The sequence below is a fragment of the Streptomyces griseomycini genome (assembly GCF_014203535.1).
In the GTDB taxonomy this organism is placed as follows: domain Bacteria; phylum Actinomycetota; class Actinomycetes; order Streptomycetales; family Streptomycetaceae; genus Streptomyces; species Streptomyces griseomycini.
In genome coordinates this window covers 55,141-75,383 of the sequence record NZ_JACHJI010000017.1, presented here as the reverse complement: position 1 = coordinate 75,383, position 20,243 = coordinate 55,141, and the positions used below count along the sequence as shown (strand labels likewise).

At 70.2% G+C, this 20,243-nt stretch carries 32 protein-coding genes; 14 read left to right on the top strand and 18 right to left on the bottom strand.

From position 1 onward, the window contains the following. Window positions 1-69 precede the first annotated feature (69 nt). The 16 genes from FHS37_RS32800 to FHS37_RS32725 form a co-directional block, all read right to left on the bottom strand. Window positions 70-399, bottom strand: coding sequence for a hypothetical protein (locus FHS37_RS32800; RefSeq protein ID WP_184827979.1), 330 nt, complete (start codon window positions 397-399; stop codon window positions 70-72). Then, window positions 381-2,324, bottom strand: a complete 1,944-nt coding sequence (locus FHS37_RS32795; protein WP_184827977.1) for a hypothetical protein — start codon at window positions 2,322-2,324, stop codon at window positions 381-383. Before FHS37_RS32795 ends, FHS37_RS32800 begins: the two co-directional genes overlap by 19 nt. Window positions 2,325-2,584: 260 nt before the next feature. Beyond that, a complete protein-coding gene (locus FHS37_RS32790) occupies window positions 2,585-2,839 on the bottom strand; it encodes a hypothetical protein (protein WP_184827975.1) in 255 nt (84 codons plus the stop codon). Window positions 2,840-2,918: 79 nt separating this feature from the next. Continuing rightward, window positions 2,919-3,200 (bottom strand): hypothetical protein, encoded by a 282-nt coding sequence (locus FHS37_RS32785; RefSeq protein WP_184827973.1) that lies wholly within the window; start codon window positions 3,198-3,200, stop codon window positions 2,919-2,921. After that, window positions 3,197-3,574 (bottom strand): hypothetical protein, encoded by a 378-nt coding sequence (locus FHS37_RS32780; protein ID WP_184827971.1) that lies wholly within the window; start codon window positions 3,572-3,574, stop codon window positions 3,197-3,199. Before FHS37_RS32780 ends, FHS37_RS32785 begins: the two co-directional genes overlap by 4 nt. Then, a complete protein-coding gene (locus tag FHS37_RS32775; protein ID WP_184827969.1) occupies window positions 3,571-3,744 on the bottom strand; it encodes a hypothetical protein in 174 nt (57 codons plus the stop codon). Before FHS37_RS32775 ends, FHS37_RS32780 begins: the two co-directional genes overlap by 4 nt. Then, complete coding sequence (locus tag FHS37_RS32770; protein ID WP_446001698.1) at window positions 3,741-4,289, bottom strand: phosphatase domain-containing protein; 549 nt, start codon at window positions 4,287-4,289, stop codon at window positions 3,741-3,743. Before FHS37_RS32770 ends, FHS37_RS32775 begins: the two co-directional genes overlap by 4 nt. Further along, window positions 4,202-4,465 carry a hypothetical protein gene (locus FHS37_RS32765; protein ID WP_184827965.1) on the bottom strand — a complete coding sequence of 88 codons (264 nt, stop codon included), beginning with the start codon at window positions 4,463-4,465 and terminating at the stop codon, window positions 4,202-4,204. Before FHS37_RS32765 ends, FHS37_RS32770 begins: the two co-directional genes overlap by 88 nt. Then, window positions 4,462-5,094, bottom strand: coding sequence for a hypothetical protein (locus FHS37_RS32760; RefSeq protein ID WP_184827963.1), 633 nt, complete (start codon window positions 5,092-5,094; stop codon window positions 4,462-4,464). The genes FHS37_RS32765 and FHS37_RS32760 overlap by 4 nt, the downstream gene beginning before the upstream one ends. After that, a complete protein-coding gene (locus tag FHS37_RS32755) occupies window positions 5,091-5,348 on the bottom strand; it encodes a hypothetical protein (RefSeq protein WP_184827961.1) in 258 nt (85 codons plus the stop codon). The genes FHS37_RS32760 and FHS37_RS32755 overlap by 4 nt, the downstream gene beginning before the upstream one ends. Next, the gene (locus tag FHS37_RS32750; protein ID WP_184827959.1) at window positions 5,345-5,584 is read right to left on the bottom strand and encodes a zinc finger domain-containing protein; all 240 of its coding nucleotides are present in this window, start codon (window positions 5,582-5,584) and stop codon (window positions 5,345-5,347) included. The genes FHS37_RS32755 and FHS37_RS32750 overlap by 4 nt, the downstream gene beginning before the upstream one ends. Further along, window positions 5,584-6,210 carry a hypothetical protein gene (locus tag FHS37_RS32745; RefSeq protein WP_184827957.1) on the bottom strand — a complete coding sequence of 209 codons (627 nt, stop codon included), beginning with the start codon at window positions 6,208-6,210 and terminating at the stop codon, window positions 5,584-5,586. The genes FHS37_RS32750 and FHS37_RS32745 overlap by 1 nt, the downstream gene beginning before the upstream one ends. A gap of 41 nt (window positions 6,211-6,251) precedes the next feature. Further along, a complete protein-coding gene (locus FHS37_RS32740) occupies window positions 6,252-6,872 on the bottom strand; it encodes a hypothetical protein (protein ID WP_184827955.1) in 621 nt (206 codons plus the stop codon). 13 nt (window positions 6,873-6,885) lie between these two features. Continuing rightward, window positions 6,886-7,797: a hypothetical protein gene (locus FHS37_RS32735; RefSeq protein WP_184827953.1), complete on the bottom strand. Its 912-nt coding sequence runs from the start codon at window positions 7,795-7,797 to the stop codon at window positions 6,886-6,888. Between the two features lie 54 nt (window positions 7,798-7,851). Next, window positions 7,852-8,232: a RapZ C-terminal domain-containing protein gene (locus FHS37_RS32730; RefSeq protein ID WP_229890210.1), complete on the bottom strand. Its 381-nt coding sequence runs from the start codon at window positions 8,230-8,232 to the stop codon at window positions 7,852-7,854. A 135-nt stretch (window positions 8,233-8,367) separates the two neighbouring features. Beyond that, window positions 8,368-8,631: a hypothetical protein gene (locus FHS37_RS32725; RefSeq protein WP_184827949.1), complete on the bottom strand. Its 264-nt coding sequence runs from the start codon at window positions 8,629-8,631 to the stop codon at window positions 8,368-8,370. A 164-nt stretch (window positions 8,632-8,795) separates the two neighbouring features. Here FHS37_RS32725 and FHS37_RS32720 point away from each other — a divergent pair, with 164 nt between their 5' ends. The 3 genes from FHS37_RS32720 to FHS37_RS32710 are packed head-to-tail and all read left to right on the top strand — an operon-like array spanning window position 8,796 to window position 10,674. Continuing rightward, complete coding sequence (locus tag FHS37_RS32720) at window positions 8,796-9,221, top strand: hypothetical protein (protein WP_184827946.1); 426 nt, start codon at window positions 8,796-8,798, stop codon at window positions 9,219-9,221. Further along, window positions 9,218-9,523, top strand: coding sequence for a hypothetical protein (locus FHS37_RS32715; RefSeq protein WP_184827944.1), 306 nt, complete (start codon window positions 9,218-9,220; stop codon window positions 9,521-9,523). The genes FHS37_RS32720 and FHS37_RS32715 overlap by 4 nt, the downstream gene beginning before the upstream one ends. After that, complete coding sequence (locus tag FHS37_RS32710) at window positions 9,520-10,674, top strand: tyrosine-type recombinase/integrase (RefSeq protein ID WP_184827942.1); 1,155 nt, start codon at window positions 9,520-9,522, stop codon at window positions 10,672-10,674. Before FHS37_RS32715 ends, FHS37_RS32710 begins: the two co-directional genes overlap by 4 nt. A 133-nt stretch (window positions 10,675-10,807) precedes the next feature. Here FHS37_RS32710 and FHS37_RS32705 read toward each other — a convergent pair whose 3' ends face one another. Both FHS37_RS32705 and FHS37_RS32700 read right to left on the bottom strand, forming a co-directional pair. After that, entirely contained in the window at window positions 10,808-11,023 is a 216-nt protein-coding gene (locus FHS37_RS32705) for a DUF397 domain-containing protein (protein ID WP_184827940.1), read from the bottom strand. 22 nt (window positions 11,024-11,045) lie between these two features. After that, window positions 11,046-11,933, bottom strand: a complete 888-nt coding sequence (locus tag FHS37_RS32700; RefSeq protein WP_229890209.1) for a helix-turn-helix domain-containing protein — start codon at window positions 11,931-11,933, stop codon at window positions 11,046-11,048. Between the two features lie 281 nt (window positions 11,934-12,214). On the opposite strand from FHS37_RS32700, the gene FHS37_RS32695 reads away from it, so the two are divergent. The 11 genes from FHS37_RS32695 (at window position 12,215) to FHS37_RS32645 (ending at window position 20,191) form a co-directional block, all read left to right on the top strand. Next, window positions 12,215-12,733, top strand: coding sequence for an ATP-binding protein (locus FHS37_RS32695; protein ID WP_184827935.1), 519 nt, complete (start codon window positions 12,215-12,217; stop codon window positions 12,731-12,733). Next, window positions 12,730-13,137 carry a DUF6415 family natural product biosynthesis protein gene (locus tag FHS37_RS32690; protein ID WP_184827933.1) on the top strand — a complete coding sequence of 136 codons (408 nt, stop codon included), beginning with the start codon at window positions 12,730-12,732 and terminating at the stop codon, window positions 13,135-13,137. Before FHS37_RS32695 ends, FHS37_RS32690 begins: the two co-directional genes overlap by 4 nt. Beyond that, window positions 13,134-13,835, top strand: coding sequence for a hypothetical protein (locus tag FHS37_RS32685; RefSeq protein ID WP_229890208.1), 702 nt, complete (start codon window positions 13,134-13,136; stop codon window positions 13,833-13,835). The genes FHS37_RS32690 and FHS37_RS32685 overlap by 4 nt, the downstream gene beginning before the upstream one ends. Window positions 13,836-14,070: 235 nt before the next feature. Further along, window positions 14,071-15,042, top strand: coding sequence for a D-alanine--D-alanine ligase family protein (locus tag FHS37_RS32680; RefSeq protein WP_229890207.1), 972 nt, complete (start codon window positions 14,071-14,073; stop codon window positions 15,040-15,042). 15 nt (window positions 15,043-15,057) lie between these two features. After that, on the top strand, window positions 15,058-15,678 hold the full coding sequence (locus FHS37_RS32675; RefSeq protein WP_184827929.1) for a C39 family peptidase: 621 nt from the start codon (window positions 15,058-15,060) through the stop codon (window positions 15,676-15,678). Next, complete coding sequence (locus FHS37_RS32670) at window positions 15,671-16,027, top strand: glutamate ligase domain-containing protein (RefSeq protein ID WP_268254613.1); 357 nt, start codon at window positions 15,671-15,673, stop codon at window positions 16,025-16,027. Before FHS37_RS32675 ends, FHS37_RS32670 begins: the two co-directional genes overlap by 8 nt. A gap of 158 nt (window positions 16,028-16,185) precedes the next feature. Further along, entirely contained in the window at window positions 16,186-16,719 is a 534-nt protein-coding gene (locus tag FHS37_RS32665; RefSeq protein ID WP_229890206.1) for a hypothetical protein, read from the top strand. A 41-nt stretch (window positions 16,720-16,760) separates the two neighbouring features. Beyond that, entirely contained in the window at window positions 16,761-17,105 is a 345-nt protein-coding gene (locus tag FHS37_RS32660) for a hypothetical protein (RefSeq protein ID WP_184827927.1), read from the top strand. Then, window positions 17,105-19,588, top strand: coding sequence for a phage portal protein (locus FHS37_RS32655; RefSeq protein ID WP_184827925.1), 2,484 nt, complete (start codon window positions 17,105-17,107; stop codon window positions 19,586-19,588). Before FHS37_RS32660 ends, FHS37_RS32655 begins: the two co-directional genes overlap by 1 nt. A 1-nt stretch (window position 19,589) precedes the next feature. Next, window positions 19,590-19,949: a thermonuclease family protein gene (locus FHS37_RS32650; RefSeq protein ID WP_184827923.1), complete on the top strand. Its 360-nt coding sequence runs from the start codon at window positions 19,590-19,592 to the stop codon at window positions 19,947-19,949. Beyond that, window positions 19,946-20,191 (top strand): hypothetical protein, encoded by a 246-nt coding sequence (locus FHS37_RS32645; protein ID WP_221500619.1) that lies wholly within the window; start codon window positions 19,946-19,948, stop codon window positions 20,189-20,191. The genes FHS37_RS32650 and FHS37_RS32645 overlap by 4 nt, the downstream gene beginning before the upstream one ends. The last annotated feature ends 52 nt before the right edge of the window (window positions 20,192-20,243 follow it).

The following is a 20,243-nucleotide window of genomic DNA, read 5'->3' as shown; positions in this document are numbered from 1 at the left end:
CGCCGACACGGACACGGCAAAGGCCCCGACCAGCCGGCCAGGGCCCTCCCCCGAAACTGTCGCGCGCTCTTACTTCTTGGCGCCCCTGCCACCGTTGAGGAGACCGCGCAGCGCCCAGGAGGCCACCGCGACGCACAGCGCGCACACCCCGGCCGCGATGAGCATCGCCACGACACTGGCGAACACCATGAGGCCGATACCGGCCCCGGCGAAGCCCATGGCCAGGTACTTCACCCACGGGTCGGACTGCTTGATGATGATCTGCTGCGCGGGCACCTGGCCGTGGCCGTGCGCGTGCCCGCAGGTGCAGCCGTGCGCCGCCCGGTACTGCTCGATGGGCATGTGCGGCGCCATGTTGCCCGGGTAGACGTTCGACGGGATCACAGGCTCGTGCGGCATGCGGTGCTCTCCTCGCTGGTGGCGGACGCTTCGGGGGTGGGGGTGTGCTGAGCTGCGGTGAGGACGTAGACGACAGCCCGGTCGCGCTTACCGGACTCCTCGACCCAGCCCGCGCGGACCCACTGGGCCAGCCACGGGTTGATGGTCGTGTGGTGGTTACAGATGCCGCGCTTGACCGCCTCCGGCTTGGTCAGCCCTTCCGGGCCGGCCTGCTGCAGCGCCTCCCACAACGGCTTTCGGTTCTCCTCGATGCGGGAACCGTCCGGGTACGTCAGCACCGGCCGCAGGTGCGGCCGGCCGCCACGCGGACCACCACCGCCACCGCCGCCCGGCGGGGGAGTCGGCGGCACAGGGTCCGGATCCTGGTCCTCGGCGCCGGGCAGCGGCACCCGGGCACCGGGGCGGTCGGGCCACAGCTCACGGACAACGGTGATGACCTCGTGGCGCTCCGGCGGCTCGAACGGGAACGTCTGCACCTTCCGCGGCCGGGAGCCGTCCTCGAGGAGGTACGCCTTGCCCTTCTCCGACTCGCCGATCAGGTGCGCGGCCGCGCCCTTGGCGGCCCAACCACGCCCGAGGATGGTGTCCGTCATCTCCGGCGTGGTCGTCGCCAGCGCGACCTTCTGCCCGCAGACGTCGCGGATCTGAGAGGGGACGACCTTGTCCTCCGGCTTCTGCGTGGCAAGGACGACTGGGACGAGGCAGGCCGGGCCACGGGAGAGGATGTCCCGCAGCACGGACACGATCTGCCCACGGAGCTTGCGGTCCGGGATGTCGATGAACGCCGCCAGCTCGTCGACGATGAGCGCGATCGTGGTCCACCCGTCGCCCGGCTCCGCCTTCGTGCGGCCCTCCCGCACCAGGCGGGCGTAGCGGACGTCGATTTCCCGCTGCAGCTCCAGCAGCTTCGCCAGGAACGCGGCGGGGTCGCGGCCGATGAAGTCGTCTTCGTGCTGGCACAGCGGCGCCCACAGGGACAGCTCAACCAGCTTGGCGTCCGCGAGGATCAGCCGCGCCCCGGCGAGCGCCAGGTGCGCCACGACCACCGACAGCAGCACGGACTTACCCATGCGCTGCAGACCGGCGATGAGGATGCCGGCGCGGGCCAGCAGGTGCAGGTGGACGCCCTCGCCGGTGTCCAGGTCGATCGCAACGAGGACCGGCTGCCAGGGGTCCCACTCCTCCAGCTCGTCGAGGATGGGGTGCCGGGAGGGAATGGTGACCGTGTTCTGCGGGGCGGGCGGCCGGGCGGTGACGATCAGGTGGTGCGAGGCACCGCCGTCCCCGACCTCGAGCGTCCAGCCGGGCGCCAGACGCAAAGCGGCCTGCAGACGCGCGACACGCTGCGCACTGCCGGCGATGTCCCGGGGGGAGACACCGACCGGCAGAGAGAGGATGGCGGTCCACGCGCCATCAGGGTGGCGGAGCATCTGCTCGAGGGTCGCGCCGGGCGTCCCCGTGGCGGCCAGCGCGCCGGCGACGTCGTCGGGCGCCAGGACCACTTCGACAGGCACGGCCGCAGCCTGCTTCACGGTCTTGCTGTCGATCTTGGCGCGGTTCAGGCGGTGCTTGGCCAGCCATAGCCAGTACGGGACACCGGCCGCGATGGCACCCACCAGGCCGACGGCCGCGCCAGGTGCAGACGGGAACGCGGTCTGCCACGCCGACCACAGCAGCGTGCCCGACGCCACGGCGCCGCCGTACAGGGCGGGCAGCGCGATCGGGTGCCGGATACCCAGGACAGTGGCCCCGACCGTGGCCGCGCCCAGCACAGCGCCCGCCGTGCCGTAGGCGATCGGCCATTCCAGCCCCGGGTCACCAATCCACGCGGAGGCGTAGATCCAGCTCCCCCACGTTCCGGCGACGACGGGAGGGGCGAAGTAGGGGGCGCGGCGCTGCACGACGGTGCACGCGATGCGCAGCATGCGGGAGCTGCGGGAGGGCCTGGTAACGGTGAAGGCCTCGTAAGCGGCTTCCGTAGCCGAGGTGACGTGATCCGGCGTAACTCGAGGTGTGGACACGTCACGTCACCTCGACAGAAGAGACGCGGACGGACGGACAAGGGCTGCGGTACGCGAGGGCATCGGGGTGTTCCTTCACTTCGTGGTTCCGACGGTTGCTCTCCGCCGGGGGTTGGCCATGACGCCAGTGTTCGGTTATCGCGCTGTGGTGCTGAGTTCTGTGGCTACTTCGGGGTGTTCTTGTCCGTGGCTGGCAAGTGGACCGTTTCGGACTTGTCCTGCCAGGCGTAGCACCACTCGCGTCGGACCTCGATGCGGTCCGCCCAGGGGAAGACCTGGCTGGCGAGGGCCTGCACCGCGCTGGTGAACGCCTCTGCGGCCTTGGTCACACGCGAGCCATGAATGTTGGTGGGCAGCCCGACCGGCACATGGAACTCGAACGTGAGCCGTAGGACGCGCGGCGATTCGGTGTCGGCCACCGGTTCCCCCCTCTAGATCAGCAACAGCCCTCATTGTGCACGATCTTTCGACGAGATTGGAAGATTTCGCCGAAATTCATCAATCCCACCGAGAATCGAGTAGGGGGGCGGCGACGCTCAGCAGCAGCCGCACGCTCTCCGGAACGGGGGGCGGCTGGGGCGGGTCCGCCGGCTCCACCCCGAACCACTCCCGAGCCAACTGCGAGGGGATGGGCGTCGGCGCGACGATCTGCCGCGCCTGCACGCACCGCCACGCCCAGCACCGGGCCGCCTCAGCCGCGCGCCGCTGCTCAGCCTCCATCCACTGCGCGAGGCCGCCGTAGAGCCGGGAGGACTCGGCCAGGTGATAGATGCCTTTCACGTCGATCCCTCGAACCGGCCGACGCCCAGGTGCTCCTTGCAGTTCACGCACCGCAGGACGTCAAGGATGCGGGGATGCTCCTCCACGGGCACCAGACCGCACGTTCCGCAGACAAGCCGGATCTCCTGGATGGGCTGCCCGATGAGCGGCGCCCGCATGACAGGCGGGGCCTGCACGGGCGGGGCCTGCACGGGCGGGAACGAGACCTCGAGCTTGACCAGGTCGGGGTGTCGGTCGGACGGGCCGATCGCGTCGACCTGGCAGTGCAGCGTCACCGGTCGCCATCCTTCGAGAGGCAGGACGGGAGGCAACTCGCCCCCGAGGAGCGTGGGCAACTCCTCGGGGGCGAGCTCGTGGTTGCCGGGCTTGTTCACCGCGGTCCCTCGATGGCCTGTGCCGGGGGAGGCCCGGCAGTTTCCGCCTCGTCGGCGGCCTCGAATGCGGGTCCCTCGGTGTAACCGATGTGCGTCCAGGCGCCGGCCGCGTCGGGCGGAGTCCCGACGGGGGCGATGAACACGGAGGCGTGGCCAACTTCGCCGGTCACAGGGCATCCCCCCAGTACCCGGGCAGCTCCGTGACGGTGATGCCCTCCTGCTCGGACAGGCGGGCCACGCTCGGGTCAGCGCTCCACACGGTGAGGTTGGGGAACTGGCGGTGCGCGGCCCGCAGCCGCTCCCGCTTCACCACGGCGCTGGGCCGGTAGTCGCCGCGGCCGCGCATCAGGACCAGGGTCGAGGGCACCCTGTGGCGGGCCAGCCACTGGGCCACGAGGGGCGCGTTGCGCTGGTCCCCGCCGGTCATGATGATGACGGTCTTCCCGCTCTGGTGCGCCTCCTTGGCGGCCCGCACGACGTCCCGGTTCGCGGGGCACTTGAGGATCGCCCGGTAGAACCTGGAGGAGTCGCCGGCCAGACGGTGGATGCGCGTCACGTTGGCAAGGCCGCCCTCGAGGTCGAAAGCGACCGCTGCACGCGGCGGAGCGATCGGAGCGATTGCGGTGGTCACTGGGCCCCCTCGTTGTAGACGCTGATGATCTCGAGGGCCTTCTCCACGCACGGGGCGCAGGACCGGCGGACCTCGGAGCGGCATATCGCTGCGGCGAGGGCGTCGATGGTGCCCAGCGCGGCGAACTCCAACAGGGCGCGACCCCTCTTCGCGCAGCGGTCGCAGGCCTTCGTCTTGCCGGGGCGGGTGCGGCCGCACGCGATCAGGGCGATGAGCTGCTCGAGGTCGGCGGTGTCGGGTGCTTCAACGGCAGTGGTCATCGGTTGCAGTCCTTCGGGGCGCGGGACTTGTGGTGAACGATGGTCTGGAGCTCGCTCCCGACCTGCTCGTACGCGGTCATCTCCTGGCAGGCGGTGCACCTGTAAGCGACATACCGGCGCAGGGGGTTGGTCTGGCGGCCGCCGGCCATCTCGCCGGGACCCGGGTCCCCGCACCACTCACACGACGGGTCGTAGTGGGAGAGGACCGGCGACTTCGTCCAGGCCGACCAGGTGATCGGCCGGCCGGCGTGCTCGGAGGGCAGGGGAGCCGGGGCGTACGTCACCGGTTCCGGGACGGCCCACAGGTGGCGTCCGCGGCGGTCCGGCTCCGGCAGCTCCTCGGCGACGCCGGAGGGAACGGGGCGCGGCCGCTCGGGCTCCGGCTCCCCGCGCAGGGCGCGCAGGCAGGCCGGGCAAATGTCCGACGCGGTGACCGGCCCGTCCCACGGCCGCACCCCGGGCGCCTGCTCGGCGTCCGGCGCGCACTCCAGCGGCACGGTGAACACCGGCACCCGCGGGGCCACGGCGCCCTCCACGGCGACGTGCAGGTGCGAGTGACCCGCGGCGCGCACGACCAGGCGGCCAGCCCACTCGGGCGCGGCCGTCGTCTCGACGGCGAGCGCGCTCACGACGACTCACCAGCCTCGACCAGGTGGAGAACGCCGGCGACGCTGGCCCACATGTTCGCCATGGTCACCGCCGTGCCGCGTTCTTCCTTCGCCGCGTCGGCACGCTCGTGCCAGTCGCGGGCGGCAGCGCTGTAGCGCTGGTCAGCCATCTTGTGGGCCTGCTCCCGACGGGTCTGCACCGCCTTGTGGGCGCTCTCGGCGCGCCCGGCCCAGACCGCGGCGTGATGCGCGGCTTCGGCCGCCGTGGCGCTCATCGGACACGTCCCACGAGGAGCGGCACCAGGCCGGTGGGCTTCGGGTTCTGCCGGTAGGCGTTCCGGCGGGCGGCGTGGACGTTGCGGCGGGCGAGGCAGAGCACACCGGCCGGGACGTGGCACTCCGGGCAGGGCACCGAGTAGGCGCCGTGCTGGAACCGGGCTGCGGTCTCGTGCGCAGCGTCGTGCGCGGCGTCTGCGGCCGGGGACGGGATGACGGCGGACAGGAGAGGCATCACGCGCGGCCCTCCTGACCGCCCGCGGCGGGGAGCATGCTCGGGCGGGACCCCTCGGCGGGGAACGGGCGTTCGCGGTCGATCTGGTAGTCCCACTGCATGGTGGTCGGGCGGGGCTTCGTGCACCGGCGGTAGTAGGCGCTGCCGTACTCCATGTCCGTGCTGTCCCCGCGTTCTATCGGCAGCTCCAGCGTGAGGGGCGGGCCGGCCAACGCGTCGGGCGTCTGGGGCATCTTCGGCCCCCACAGGGGCAGGATGATCCCCTTGTGTGGGCCATCGATGATCTGCACTTCGTAGAAGTCCGCGTCGTCGCCCGCCGCTTCCTTGGACGCGTGGCCCACACGGCGCGCCCAGGTGTTGGCGTCGCGGGCTGTCGGCGTCGGGGAGTAACCGAGGATGCTCCGCAGTGCGGCGATCGTCGACAGGAGTTCCGAGTATGCGGCGACGGGGAAACCGTCCGTCCACTGGTCCCGCAGCAGGGAACACGCCGCCTTGTCGGCGGCCTCGAGGAGGTGGAGGTCCACGACGTCGCGGTCGAGCAACGTGCCACTGCGTGCATACGCGCCGCGGACCAGGTCGAGTATGGGCTCACCGCTCACAGTCGGTGGCGTGGAAGTGGTGCTCATGGAGGGGCATCTCCTTGGTGGTGGCGAGGGCGGGCCAGCCCTCAGCTTCTGTACGTCGGATCACTGGTTCCTGTTACGGTTTCGGCGTTTCCGCTGGTCACCGGCTCGACGAGTTCCACGATGACGAGGGTCATGCGGGCGTACCCGGTGGTGACGGGCGCACCCATGACGGGGTTCGGGCCCAGGAGGTGCTCGTGGTCGTCATCTGGCAACAGGTGGCGCTCCGACGGCCGTTCGGGGGTTGGGGTGACCAGTCCGTCGACGTACGCCTTCGCGGTCGGCGACCAGTTCCCCGGGTCCCGGGACCGCTTGAGCGGCCGGGGGTGCAGCACGTAGAAGATCGCCGCGCGCTGCAGGCGGGGCAGACGGTGCGCTGCGATCAGGCTGGTGGCGTCCGCGCGAAGCTGTTTCCGGATCTCGTGCTCTCGCCGCCAGTGGAGCCGCTGGTTGCTGGTCAGCATCTTCTCGGCGTACGGCATGAGCAGTGACCAGGTGCGACCGACGCCGGACAGGCCGGCGAGCAACGGCTCGAGCGCGGGCGGTTCCGGAACGGACGGAAGGCCCGGGTGCGCGGCCGGTCTCCGCTGCGCCACGGCGGCGGCCGCCGCGGGCTGGGGACCGCGGCGGCGCGCCATGAGCTCCTTGTACTGCTGGGCGGTCATGCGGACCACAGGGTCAGCCCTCCAGTGCGGCGGTACCGGCTTCGGTGAGCCGCCAACGGTGGCCGGAGTGACCCGTTTGCGTCGCGCTGCGCTCCGCGTCCTTGGCCGTCCAGCCCTTCGCCTGCAGCCTCTTCACCGCGGCATCGACGCTCCGGCCCAGCGCGCCGGCGCGCCCTCGGCTCGGTTCGGTGGTGACGCGGATCGTCGGGGCGCAACGGGCGTGCGTCATGGTGAAGACGACGCCGGAGGCGATGACCTGCAGCAGCTTCCGTTCTGCCGCGGTGGGCGGGGCGGGGGCGTCGAGGGTGCGGACCTTCTCCATGTAGGCGAGGCAGCGGCGGCAGTTGGCCGGGGCGTTGACCGGCTCGCCCAGGTGCAGCGGGTTCGCCCGGTCGGGCGTCTCGCACAGGCCGCGGTCGGCGAGGTGCTTGCGGGACTGGCCAGAGACCAGCTCCTCCTTCGGTACCGCGTGCCGCAGCGATCCGCCCACACCGGTGTGCCGGGTGTTCTCCCGGACGGTCATCTCGACGCCGGCCGCGGCCAGGGCCGCCTGCCAGCGGCGCATCTCCCGCTCCTGGCGCTCCCTGACCTGCTTCTCGCGCAGCTCCTTCGCCTCCTGCGCGTGCCTGCGGTCCTCGACGATGCGGGCCGGCAGCGGCGGGTTCAGGCCGCGCTCGTCAGCGACGATCAGCATCCAGCCGTCCACGGTGGATAGGGCGTAGGCGCCGGGGAAGCCCTTGCCCAGCACCGCGGCGCACCAGTCGCCGCCCCGGCGGCGGGCAACCTCCGTCCAGCGGTCGGTGTCGGCCAGGTTGACGAACGGCCCTTTGCGGCGGCGGGCCTCGCGTCGGACGTCTTCGTACTCGGGGTACGCCGGCTCGGGGTCGGGCTGAGGGATCAGGGTGGTGACGACGCGTCGTCGCATCGGGGTGTTCCTCTCTTCGGGTGCAGGCGGTTGCTCTCCGCCGGTGGGTGCTGGTCAGCGCTGGACGACTGCCCGGCGGATGTCTCGGTGGGTGACGGTGACGGTGTGACCGCGGCGCCGGAGCCGACGGGCCAGCTTCTCGGCAACAACCACCGACCTGTGACGTCCGCCCGCACATCCCGAACCGATGACGATGTGCTCGACGTTCGGACCCGCCGCGTACGCCTGCACCTGCCTGGTTGTGGCCTTCAAGAGCTGACGGACTCCAGCGGTGTTCAGGACCTTCCGGCGTACGAGTCGGTCGTAGCCGGTCAGCTCTCGCATGCGCGGGTCGACGTGCGGGTCTCGGAAGGCCCGCCGCAGGTCGAGGGTCACATCGGCTTCCGGGGCCTGACCGTGCAAGTAGCCGAAGCTGACGATTTCAACGGTGGCCACAGAGGGCTCCTTCGTTTGGACTTCCGGCGGTTGCTCTCCACCGGTCGGCGCCACAACGGGCGTCCGTGGGGTCATGAGGGGGTGAGCGGAGAATCGTTCTGGGCGAAGAATCGAACGGCTCGAACAGAGCCGTTGTTACGCCTTGACGGGGAGCACGGAGTCGACCGAGGCGTCCCAGGAGCGGCTGAACCAGCGCGGGATGCCGGGGAAGGCCCGGAACAGCAAAACGCCGGCGGCAAGCGTGAGGGCGAGCGACAGGTGCGCCAGGGCCCAGCCGATGACGGCGCCCGCCATGGCGAGCGCGATACCGAGCACGGGCGGAACGGCGCCCGGGTGCGCGAGGGCCAGGAGAACGAGGGCGTACGCGACGAGCTTCAACTTGCCGGGCAGCTTCCGCACGGGGGTGCTCCTTCGGTTCGTGGTTCGGGCGGTGCTCTCCGCCCTCGGAAGACACGATACGGGGTTACTCGTGGGTAGCCGACAATAACTCCAATTGTTGTCGGTAAAGTTGGCGCCACATCAGATCCGGCATCTGCCGGGCCAACGAGGAGGGGGATGGACAGGTGGCGAGCGCGAGCGTGGTGGTACCGCAGATGCCCGGGGCGACCAATGTCGAGGAAGCGTGGGCCAAGCTGCCCGACTACCTCGCCGCCATCGGCGGCTACGACATGTGGTACGTGGAGGCACTGGTCCGCTTCGACGGGGCACAGCGGGCCGGCGCCCGAATCATGGAGCGCATCACCGAGCGGCTGGCTGAGCACAACATCGGTCACCTGCCCGATCGGCTGCCGACGGACGGCAACTGCCGTGTGCTGCTCTACAACCGGGACCAGTTCAACGTCGGGTTCCTTCTGCGCCTGGTGCACGAGCTGGCTACGCAGGAGTACAGCGACAACACGAATGCATTGGTCGGGACTTTGAAGATCACGCTCGATGGCCACCGGAAGGTGCTGCAGGCCGCAGAGCGGAAGGTGAAGGAAGGGCAGTGAGCAGCCTCAACGCGGACGAGTGGAACGCGCGGTACCCGGTCGGCACGCGGGTGGTGGCGTACCCCTTCGTGCGACCCGAGGACCCGGTGGCCGTGGCCTACCGGGAACGGGCCGCCACCGGCACCCTGCCGCCCGCGTGGGGGAGTGACCCGTGCCGGACGCTGGACACCGTCACACGGTCCCCCGCGTGGGCGTTGGGGGACGGCACTCCGGTCGTCCAGGTGAAGGGCGAGTCCGGCGGCATCGCCCTCCACCACATCGACCCGGTCCCCGCTGACGCAGAGGCCAGGCCCGCGGCATGACGGTGCGCGCCGAGGACGACGAGGTCGTCGACGCCGAATTCGTCGAGGACGGGGAGCTGGTGCGCGCTGCGCCGGCGCCCCGCCCGCTCGTCGACGAGCACACGGTGTTGCGGCCCGGGGAGTCCATCCCGACCAGCGACGATCCGGGCACGACGTACACCGAGCGGGACCTGTACGTCAGCGAAGAGACCGCGCGCATCCTGGACGAGTCCGACCCGGGCGACTCCGGCCCGATGAAGGCCTTCAAGGCGTGGTGTGCGGAGCAGGGCCGTGTGGCGGTGCCGTGCACCACGGCGACGTTCACCGAGTACAGTCGGCACCTGATGCAGCGGGGCCTCAAGGTCGCCACGATCAAGAACTACATGTCGCGGATCCGTACGGCGATGCCCGCGGGGAAGAAGCCGGATAACAGCCTGTACCTGCGGCTCCTGGCCGACTACCGGAAGAAGAACAAGCGCGCGGTGCGCACGCGGCAGGCCTTCCCGCTCACCCTGTCGTACGTCGTGCCGATGATGGAGAAGGCCGAAGCCGACGGCCGGCCGATCGGCATCCGCGACGCGGCCATGTTCGCCTTCGGGTACATGTTCCTCGGGCGCAGCATCGAGGACGTCAACCTGGAGATCGAGGACGTGAAGGTCCTGGACGACCGCGTCCTTGTCTGGCTCGCCGAGGACAAGACCCACAAGGACGAGGAGCAGACGATCCCCCTCAAGGACCGGCCGGAGGACGTCCAGCTCGTCCGCCGGATGCGCCGCTGGCTGGACTACCTCGCCAGCATGGGCGTCACGACCGGCCCCGTCTTCCGGCACCTCCTCAAGAACGGCATGCCGGCCACGGAGGAGACCCGCGCGAAAACGGCCACCAAGCGGGGCCTTCACCTGCGGGGGCACGTCGTCAATGAGCGCGTGAAGCACTGGTTCGCCAAGGCCGGCCTGGTGGGCGACGGCCGGCCAATCACCTCCCACGGCCTACGCGCGGGCGCCGCCACCGACCTTGCCGCGAACGACGCCACGGACGAGGACCTCGAGCGGGCCGGCCGGTGGGCCAAGGGCTCATCCATCCCCCGCAAGGTCTACGTCCGCCCCGCCCAGGACGCGAAGAAGAACCCGTTCGACAAGGTTCCCGTACACGACCCGACGGCACCGGCCTGACCGCGCCCGTTGGGCCGGTTCCGTACCGTGCGGGGCCTGGCACCGGTACCGTCGGCGTAGAACGATGGCGGCCCCCCTCAACGTCTCTGAGGGGGGCCCCATGCTGTTGGGCAGTGCCCAGGTCGGGCGTGCGTCAGGCGGTGGTCTCGCCCTGGCTCACGCTGGTGATGAAGGTGGCCCAGGAGCTGCGCGGGAAGACCAGCGCGGGCCCCTTCTTGTCCTTGGAGTCACGGACAGCGACCGCGGCCGGGAGGTTGGCGGCCTCCACGCAGTTGCCGGTGCCGTCGCTGCTGTACGAGGACTTGAACCAGGCGCCTTCCGGGGCGATCTCGGTAGAGGTCTGGGGCATGAGGTGAGTGTTGATGGCTCCGCTACTTTCCAGTGAGTGATTCCAGGAATTCGATGGTCTCCTCGAGGCCGAGAGCGGCCCCGACCATCGCGTTGAACCGGCGTGTGAACCGGTCGACTTCACGGGGCTTGTCGCTCGTGGACACGGCCCCCCACGCATTGTCAGTCTGAACCCGCGACGGCAGCTCTCCGAGGTCGAGGATGGCGAAATCGTTGGTTGCTCGGTAGCCGCGCCTGAACGGCAGCACCTGGACCTGGATGTGGTCCTGCCGGGCCAGTTTGATGATCTCGCGGTACTGCTCGAGCATCGTCTCGTCGTCCCCGACGGGGATGCGCAGGGCAGCCTCGCCGAGTATGACGCGGAGACGGACGTCGCCGCGCTCGAGGACCCTGCGCTTTCGCTCCATCCGTAGGTCCACGTTGCGCTGTATGAACTCGCTGGTGGTGTCCTCGACGGGCCGCTGGACCTCGAACAGGGCCCGCGCGTAGTCCTCCGTCTGCAGGAGGCCGCACACGACGGTCGGGTGGTAGGCCAGGATCTCGGTAGCCTCCGCTTCCAGACCGACGTAGTGCGGCATCCCCGTCGGCATGAAGGCGCGGAACGTGGTCAGCCAGTCGTCGTTCGCGGCCTCGCGGTTCAGCTCGACCAGGTACTCGATCAGCTCGTCATCCTCGACGGCGTATCGCTTCAACAGCGTGCGCAGGTCCCCGACGTTGCGCCGGAAATTGAGCTCGCCGTGCTCGATCCGCGCGAGGGACGCCTCCGACAGTTGCCTGAGCCCGCGCACGGCGGCTTTCCGGGTCATGCCGCGCGCTCTGCCGTCCTCGACGGGCGGGCAGTTCTCGCGCAACTGCCGTAGCTGGATCCCAAGATCCAAACGCCGCCCGGTCGCCCCTCGCTTCGCCGCCACCTGTGCACCACCCCCATGCGTCTGCGCTGGTTGAGTACGACCCTGCGCAGAGTGTGACACCCGCTGTGCGCCCACCGCAGCCCCCTGTGCAGGTTCTGGCATAGTCCATTTGCGACGCCACTGAATTTTCAGTGGCGATCCAGTTGCTTACCAATGCGTCCTACCGCCACGGTAGTTGAGCCAACGCAAACCGTGACAGGCAAGCTGGGAAAGTCGCACCCCCGTGCGATTCCGCTTCGCCCTGCCGCACCGTCACGCATTGGGCGTCTGGAGGCCCCGGCATGGCATCACCTGCGTCTGCTGCGCAGCAGGAAAACCCCTGGAAGACTCCGGTCGTACGGACGTCGCGCACGGCCCTCCCCCGCAGCGGGGACGTGATGACCGCGTGCTTCGCGGTCGCTCCCCGCCCCTGCGGCACCCACCCGCCGGCCGGGGACGCGGCCCGGATCGGCACCATGCGCCGTATCGCCGCCGCCCGGCTCAGGTACTGCGGCCTCGAGGTGTTGAAGGGCGACGTGATGCTGATCGTCTCTGAGCTGCTGACCAACGCGTTGCTGCACAGCGGCACCACGGAGATCAGCCTGTCCATCACCGCGGAGGACAAGAGCCTCCGTATCGCGGTCCGTGACGGGATGCCGGGCAACGCCACCCCGAAGACCCCGGGCCACAAAGACGAGAGCGGGCGCGGCCTGCAGCTCGTCCAGGCCCTCGTGAAGGAAAGCGGCGGCACCTGGGGAACCAGCGACAACGGCGCCGAGACCTGGTGCAGCCTCACCATCCCGGCCGGAGCGGCATCATGACCGCCCCGGTCCCCGCCTTACGGTGGACGCCACCCCTGGACGCACAGGCCCTGACCGGCGTCTTGGAGAAGGTCCGCCAGTGGACCCCGTTCGACGGCGGCGCCTTACTCGACGACATCGCCACCGCGCTGGACGACGTCGCCCCAAGCGGAGCCGGCCTGGAGGGACTCGCCCAACGGCTCCACGAACACCTGACACGTCTCGTGGACATAGCGATCGCCACCGAGGCCGCCCACGAAGACCACGAAGCCGGCCGACTGGCCCAACGCGCCCGCGCCCTGCACGCCGAGCGCACACCGGCCGACCACCAAAGCGCCGTCGGCCACCTGCGACGGATGGCCTGGGCCGCGAACGAGCTCCTCGAGCGCCTGGCCGCCATTGGATGCCTCAAGGAGGCGGCGTGACCACTCTCCCCCCGCCGCCACGATCCCTGGAAGAGAAGACTGTGCGCACCGAGCCGCCCCTGATCCCGTTCGTCATCCAGCGTGAGGGGGAGGAAGCCGCCCCCGACAACCTGCGACTGGCCCCGCTCGGGAAAGGCCGCTACCGGCTGTGCTACGCCGACGAGGACCCCCGGGACCGTGACCTGCGCGGCGTGCTGTGGGCCCGCTGCTCCTTCGGCCCCGTCGACGACCTCGGCCAGCCGACGGGCAGGCCACAGTGGCGGATGATGCACCCCCTGCGGCAGCGGGGCACGATGCAGGCGATGCGCTGCCAGGTCTGCGCCGAACGCGCGCGGACCCCGCTCGGGTACATCTTCCTCGCCGGCCCGGACACGGTGGACCCCGACGACTCGATGGTCCTGACGAACCAGCCGCCGGTGTGCGCCCGGCACGCACGCCCCGCCGCCGAGCTGTGCCCGCACCTCACCCGCGACCCGGTGGTGCTCCTGGCGCAGAGCGCACCCCTGTACGGCGTGAACGGTGTCGGCTACGGCGCCAGCGCCGACGGCGTACTGGTCGTACAGCGGCCGGAGGGACCGATCCCGTACGGCCACCCGCTCCTGCCGACCGTCCTCGCCTCCCAGATGGTGCGCCGCCTCAGCACCTTCCGCCTCATGGGCCTGGACCAACTGCTCTGGGAACTGGAGCGCGCCGCATAGACCCCTGCCTGGCGGCCCGAATGTCCCCCGGCCGGGCCGCCAGGCAGGCACAACTCCCGGCGCGGGGACGAACTGCCCGACTCGTGTTCCCCCACGGCAAGGTCATCGCCCCGCGTCGGGCTTCTCTCCGCTCCCCACGAAGGAGCGGTATACAGCTCGGCGCGACGGTCACCCCTGCCAGGATCAGCCGCCGCGCCGAGGACACCACCCATGTCACAACGCGAAGGAGAATCGCGTGACAGCAGCAATGGTGCCGGACATCCAGACCTTACGGATTGGTGTCCTCTGCGGAGGCGCCTCCCCCGAACGGCCCGGTTCAATCGCCTCCGGCGAGCACGCGTCCAAGGCTCTCACCGATGCCGGGATCAGCACCGACCTGATCGACGTGGCGGACATCCCGCTCTCTGCCCTGCAGGGGCGTATCGACGTGGCACTCCTCGGCCTGCACGGGCTTGGGGGCGAGGACGGCAAGATTCAGGGCGCCCTCGAAACCGCCCGGATTCCCTACACCGGTTCCGGGGTGCTCGCTTCCGCGATCGGCATGCACAAACCCACCTTCAAGAACCTGGCCCTCAAGGAACACCTGGACACCCCCCGGTGGGTGATGATTGACCCGCAGGTGTCGGTGACGCACACGCTGTCCGTCGTCAGGCACTCCATCGGGTTCCCCGTGTTCGTCAAGCCGTCCAGCGGCGGCGGAAGCCTTGCAGCCGGCATCGCACACGACGAGACCCAGCTCAGTCGCATGATCGAAGCCGCGCACGCGGAGCCGTACGCCGAGTACATGGTCGAGGAGTACATCCAGGGCCTGCCGTGCACCGTGGGCCTCATCGAGATCGACGGCCGCGTCATGACGCTGCCTGTCCTCGACGTCGAGACGACCCGCGAGTTCTACGACTACGAGGCCAAGCACGACCCGACTCTGCGCACCGAGCACTGCCCGTCCATATTGCCGCAGCACATGACGGACTCCATGAAGTACATGGCCCGGCGGGTGTGGCGGATGATCGGCGCGCACGGCGTGCTGCGCGTCGACTTCATGGCGGGCGCCAACGGCCGCGTCACCATCCTGGAGTGCAACACGCTGCCAGGCCTGTCCGCACGAGGAAACCTCGCCACGATGGCGAAGGCGTCGGGGATCTCCTACCCCGCGCTGATCCAGCACATCGTCAGGACGGCGTTCACCAAGCCCGCGTACCTGCCGTAGGAAAGACTGGGGCGCATGAGCGTCCCGACGATCCTCCACCCCGTGCCCTACTACTCGCAGTGGGAGTCCGCGTCCCTGGTGCCGGAGTTCATCACTGGCACCAGGGACGCGGCAGATGATCCGCTGTGGCAGAAGTCCGGCGCTGACAGCCCGCAGGAGTACGCGTTCTGGGCGCCGCGCATGTGCGGCGTTGCGTGCCTGCGGATGGCGCTGGACTTCTGGGGGCATTCGGTTCCGCCGTCCGTTCCCCTGGCGAGGGAGCTGTGCGAGGCCGGCGCCTACGTCCGGGACGGGAACCAGGTAAAGGGCCTGATCTACCAGCCGTTCGCCGAGCACGTACGGGCCCGCTGGGGGCTGGAAGCTGAAGCCGTCCCCGAGCTGTCTGCCGCGCATCTGCCCGGCATCATCACCGGCGGCCGCCTGGCGCTGCTGTCGGTACACAAGACGATCCGCACGACCGAGGAAAAGCCGCCGAGCAAGGGCGGGCACCTGGTGCTCGCCGTCGGCGTCAGCGAGGAGAACGTGATGCTGCACAACCCCTCTGGGCTGCCTGGGGTGTCCCAGGAGGCCGCGCCAGTCTCGTGGGCCCGGCTGGAGAGCTTCTATGCGGGCAGGGGGGTGATCCTGGGTGGCTAAGGAAGCAAGCGAGCAGACTGGAGGGCGGCGGATCGCCGTCCTGGGCGAGATGCTGGAGCTGGGCAACGAAGCCGCCAGGGCACACTGGGACGTGGGCCGGATGGCAGGCGAGTACAACATCGACATGGTGATCGCGGTCGGCGATGACATGGCCAAGCAGCTTGCCCTGGGCGCGGCCGATGCCGGTGTAGAGGCCGCCATCGTTCGGGACAACGAGACCGCCACCGCGTTACTCGATGCGCTCCTGCAGCCCGGCGACATCGTCCTGATCAAGGGTTCTCGCGGGGGCATGCGCTGGCAGATTGCGCAGGCCCTCACAGGAAAGGAGATCACCGGCATCTTGAGTTGACGGTTCATCCAGACGCCTGAACCTGTTCGATCTCCCGCCCCCGAGCCCTCCCCGGCCCGGGGGCGCAGCCGTTGGGGTGTAACAGAACACGGCCGTTGACGTTCCGGGAGTGAAGGGGGTTGCGCTTTATGTCAACCCCGCAGTGATCCGGAGGAACGGTGACGACAGCGACAGCCCCCCTCTCGCCCGAGACCGGCCGCTCCCATCTGCAGGAGAGCCTGTTCGCCTGGCTCGCCCCCGAGCCGGCCCCCAGCCCGGCCCCGGAGCCGCCCGCGCCCGCGGCTGAAACGAAGACGCTCGAGGAGCCCGCCCCCGAAGTACCCCCGGCTCCGCCCGCGCCGGAGCAGAAACCGGACCTCTCCCACGTGTGGGTCGTGGCCGCCGAGATCGAGGTGACTCCGAAGATCGCGCGCGTCGCTGACTTCCGGGGCAGCTTCAAGACCACCGAAGGGCAGCGCGTCGACGCACTCGAGGTGTATTGCAAGGGTTGCCGCCGCCCGTACGACGAGGTTCGAGGCGACGACTGCGCCGCGAAGATCGACAACACGCACCTGATCGGCGGGGACCAGTCCAAGCGAGCGAAGCGGAAGATCCCTGTCCCGCCCGCGAACGCCAGGATCATCCCCGGCGGCAGGATCAACCGGCGCGGCATCGGCGCGTACGTGTCGGGGGTGTCCCGCCCCAAGCGCTGAGCACGCGACACTAACGCCGCACGCTGTTCATGGTGCGCGGCGTGACTACTCAGCGAACCCCCAGGGCGCTCGCCCGCGAAGCCGCCGGCCTGTGCCTCACCGCTCTCGGCGTGCTCGGTGTCCTCGTGGCGCTGGGCGCACTCCACTGGGCTGCGGCCCTGAACGCCGTCATGATCGGGCTCATCGTCGCGGGCTGGCTGATCACCCCCAAGCCCGACGCCCCACGCCGCGTGCACGTCCTGCGCTGGGCAGTCTGCGGAGTCGGGTACAGCGGCGTCACCGCGTGCGCGTTCGTGCTGTACGCGCCCGCGGGCTGGCTCTACATCGCCCTCGCCGTCACCGCGGCCGGCCTCTGGCTCGCCACCCACGAGTCTGAGGGGGCCTGATGCCCCGCCAGTTCCTCCCCACGCTCCGCGGCCTCCTCGCCCCCCGAACGGTCGAGCCGCCACCCCCACCCGTGGAGACGAAGGACCTCCTCGCCGGGGGCGGCGTCTACACATCGATGTCGTACGCCGGCGTCACCAACGTCTGGGGCACCCCCGGCCGCGCGGACGGCTGGGACCTCGAGCGCGTCGTCATCGAGGGCTACGAGCGCAGCATCTGGACCTTCAAGAGCGTCGAGGCGATCAGCAAGCACGCCTCTACCCTGCCCATACAGATCGGCCGCGGCGGCGACGAGCGGGAGTTCGAGGAGACCCTCGAGGACCACCCGCTGCTGCGGCTGCTGAACAAGCGGGCCAACCCCCTCGAGACCGGCGACGTCTTCAAAAAGCGACTCAGCGCCCAGTTGCTGCTCAGCAAGAAGGGTGTGTTCATCGAGAAGACGTACAGCCGCGGCGGAGTCCTGGTCAGGCTTGACCTGCTGCCACCGGACCGCGTCCAGATCATCCCGGACGACCGGAACGCCGACTACATCAAGCATTTCGAGTTCACGGACTACGCCGGACACATCCGGGAGCTCAAGCCGGAGAAAGTGATCTGGCTGCGCGACCCGCACCCCACCGATCCGTTCTGCGGCGTGACCCCGCTCGAGGCCGCCGGCCTGTCCGTCGACCTGGACGTCAAGGCCCGCACCTACAACATCTCATTTATCGACAATGACGGCAGACCGGGCGGCATTGTCGGTATCGACCTGGACGGCGTCGACTCCGCCGAAGTCGAACGGATCCAACGGCGCCTCGCCCCAGGCGCACACAACGCCGGCCAGCTCACCCTCGTCGGCACCGGCCCCGGCGGCGTCACCTACGTGGACACCTCCGCCCGCCCGCGGGAGATGGCATACGAGACGCTGGCCAGCACCGCCAAGAACGAGATCCTCTCCGCGTTCGGCGTGTACGAGTCCGTCATCGGCAACGCCAGCGAGCGGACGTTCAACAACGCCGACCGCGAAGAGTGGAACTTCTGGGCACACACCGAGCTGCCCCACCTCAACCTGATCGCCTCGGCGTTCGACCCAGACCTGTCCGACGACTGGGTGATCCGGTTCGACACCTCCCAGGTCCAGGCCCTGGAGTTCCCCCGCCGCCAGGCCCGCGAGGAAGCCCGCAAGGAGTTCGAGGCCGGGCTGATCACCATCGACGAGTACCGGGAGATCGCCAAGCGCCGGCCGTTCAACACCCCCCAGTCCCGCGCGCTGTGGATCAGCCCGCAGAAGGCGCCCGTACCGGCCAACGACCAGGACGCGGCCGCCCTCGGACTCGCCCCTGACCCCGGCCTCGGTGGCGACCCCGCCCTTGACGGTGGCCTTGGGGCCGACCCCGCCGCGGCGCTGCCCCCGGCCCCCGGAGACGGGCCCGCCGCCGCGGACGTCGCCACAGCCCGCGCACTCGAGACGTCCCCGACCGCAGCGGACGACGTCGCCGCAGCCCGCGGGCAGGCGCCCCTCGAGCTGCCGGCCGGACCGGCGGCGACCGCCGCGGACGACGTCGCGGCGGCCCGCGCCGAGAGCACCGACGCACTCCCCGGAGATGCGGCCGACGACGTCGCGCGCGCCCGCGCCACCCGCATGCAGCCCGACTCCGGGCCCGCGGCCGAGGACGTCGAGAACGCGCGCGCCCCGATCGAGACTAAGGCACTCCCGCGGGACGGGTTCGAGGTCACCGACGCCGATTTCGACGCCCTGGCCATGGCCGTGCAGGCGGCCCTCACCGCGCTTCTGGCACGGCAGGAGGGCGTCATCGTCGCCCGGCTCCGCGCCCCGAAGACCCGCAAGTACACCCGGTTCTGGGAGCCGGAAAACGAACACGACACCCGCGGCGGCGACGCGAACATCGACGAGGACCGTGTCGTGTCCGCCGCCCGCTGGGCAGAGGAGACCACCAACACCCTCGCCCCGATCCTGCAGCGCGCCGCCACCGCCACCGCCCGCAAGCTGAGCCAGGCCCTCACCGGTACGGACACGGTGCCCCCGGCCGTGGCCGCGGCCGCGCTCGTCACCGCGATGTACGCCGGCGAAGCCATCACCGCCTTCCTCGGCGAGCTCGCCGAAGTGCTGCGGGAGACGCAGGACAACGACTCAGACCTTGACCTCGACACCCTCGTGCACACAGTGGGCGGCTACTACAACGCGGCCGTGCCCGCCCTGGTGGCCCGGACTGCCGAGACGTGTGCCGTCGCCACCATCAACGGGGCCGCGGACGCCGCGGCGGAGAGCGCTGGCCCCGACGTCGTCCGCACCTGGGTCACCCGCCGGGACGACCGCGTCCGGCCCGCGCACAAGGCACTGCACGGCAAGACCCTGCCCGCCGGCACCCCCTACCAGATCGACGGCGCCCAGCTCCGGTATCCCGGCGACCCCTTCGCGCCGCTCGCGCTGACGATCAACTGCCGATGCCGCCTCCACTACGCCACGGACGAAGAGGTGAGCTGACGTGAACATCTACCCCGCCACGCTCCAGCACCTGGTCGACGCCGACACCTACGACCTGAACATCGACCTCGGCTTCGGGATCAGCACCCGCCAGCGCGTCCGCCTCCTCGGGCTGAACACGCCGGAGAAGAACACCCCCGAGGGCAAGGCCGCCAAGGCGTGGGCCGCCGACTGGTTCACCCAGCACGCCCCGGGCCTGGTGGTGCGGACCCACCACAAAGAGAAATACGGCCGCTGGCTCGCCACGATCACGGCCGCCGACGGCGCATCCCTGAACAGCGCCCTCCTCGACGCCGGTCACGCCGCTCCCTACGACGGCACCGGTCCCCGCCCCGTCCCCGCCGCCAAGGAGTCCCCGTGAAGACTGCCGTGCAATTCCTCCGCCGCCACACCAGCCGCATCCTCTGGGGAACGTGGGCCGCGTTCTTCGTGATCTACGAGACGGTCACTCTGGTGAACAAGCAGGACGACGACACCCTCAGCGAGACCACCCGCAGAGCCTTCCGCACCCGCACCTCGAAAACCGGAAGGGCCCTGTTCACGGTGACTGTCGCCGGCGGCGCCGTCTGGTTCCTCTTCCACATCCTGACCGAAACGATGTAGGCCGCCGCCGTGGTGTCGCGCCCGCACGCCAGGGCGCGACGCTAACCACCTG

Coding starts and splice junctions, on each gene's coding strand:
- FHS37_RS32800 (WP_184827979.1), bottom strand. CDS start 399: ATGCCGCACGAGCCTGTGATCCCGTCGAACGTCTACCCGGGCAACATG.
- FHS37_RS32795 (WP_184827977.1), bottom strand. CDS start 2,324: ATGCTGCGCATCGCGTGCACCGTCGTGCAGCGCCGCGCCCCCTACTTC.
- FHS37_RS32770 (WP_446001698.1), bottom strand. CDS start 4,289: ATGCCGCTCCGAGGTCCGCCGGTCCTGCGCCCCGTGCGTGGAGAAGGC.
- FHS37_RS32765 (WP_184827965.1), bottom strand. CDS start 4,465: ATGACCACTGCCGTTGAAGCACCCGACACCGCCGACCTCGAGCAGCTC.
- FHS37_RS32755 (WP_184827961.1), bottom strand. CDS start 5,348: ATGAGCGCCACGGCGGCCGAAGCCGCGCATCACGCCGCGGTCTGGGCC.
- FHS37_RS32750 (WP_184827959.1), bottom strand. CDS start 5,584: ATGCCTCTCCTGTCCGCCGTCATCCCGTCCCCGGCCGCAGACGCCGCG.
- FHS37_RS32745 (WP_184827957.1), bottom strand. CDS start 6,210: ATGAGCACCACTTCCACGCCACCGACTGTGAGCGGTGAGCCCATACTC.
- FHS37_RS32740 (WP_184827955.1), bottom strand. CDS start 6,872: ATGACCGCCCAGCAGTACAAGGAGCTCATGGCGCGCCGCCGCGGTCCC.
- FHS37_RS32735 (WP_184827953.1), bottom strand. CDS start 7,797: ATGCGACGACGCGTCGTCACCACCCTGATCCCTCAGCCCGACCCCGAG.
- FHS37_RS32710 (WP_184827942.1), top strand. CDS start 9,520: ATGACGGTGCGCGCCGAGGACGACGAGGTCGTCGACGCCGAATTCGTC.
- FHS37_RS32705 (WP_184827940.1), bottom strand. CDS start 11,023: ATGCCCCAGACCTCTACCGAGATCGCCCCGGAAGGCGCCTGGTTCAAG.
- FHS37_RS32695 (WP_184827935.1), top strand. CDS start 12,215: ATGGCATCACCTGCGTCTGCTGCGCAGCAGGAAAACCCCTGGAAGACT.
- FHS37_RS32690 (WP_184827933.1), top strand. CDS start 12,730: ATGACCGCCCCGGTCCCCGCCTTACGGTGGACGCCACCCCTGGACGCA.
- FHS37_RS32675 (WP_184827929.1), top strand. CDS start 15,058: ATGAGCGTCCCGACGATCCTCCACCCCGTGCCCTACTACTCGCAGTGG.
- FHS37_RS32655 (WP_184827925.1), top strand. CDS start 17,105: ATGCCCCGCCAGTTCCTCCCCACGCTCCGCGGCCTCCTCGCCCCCCGA.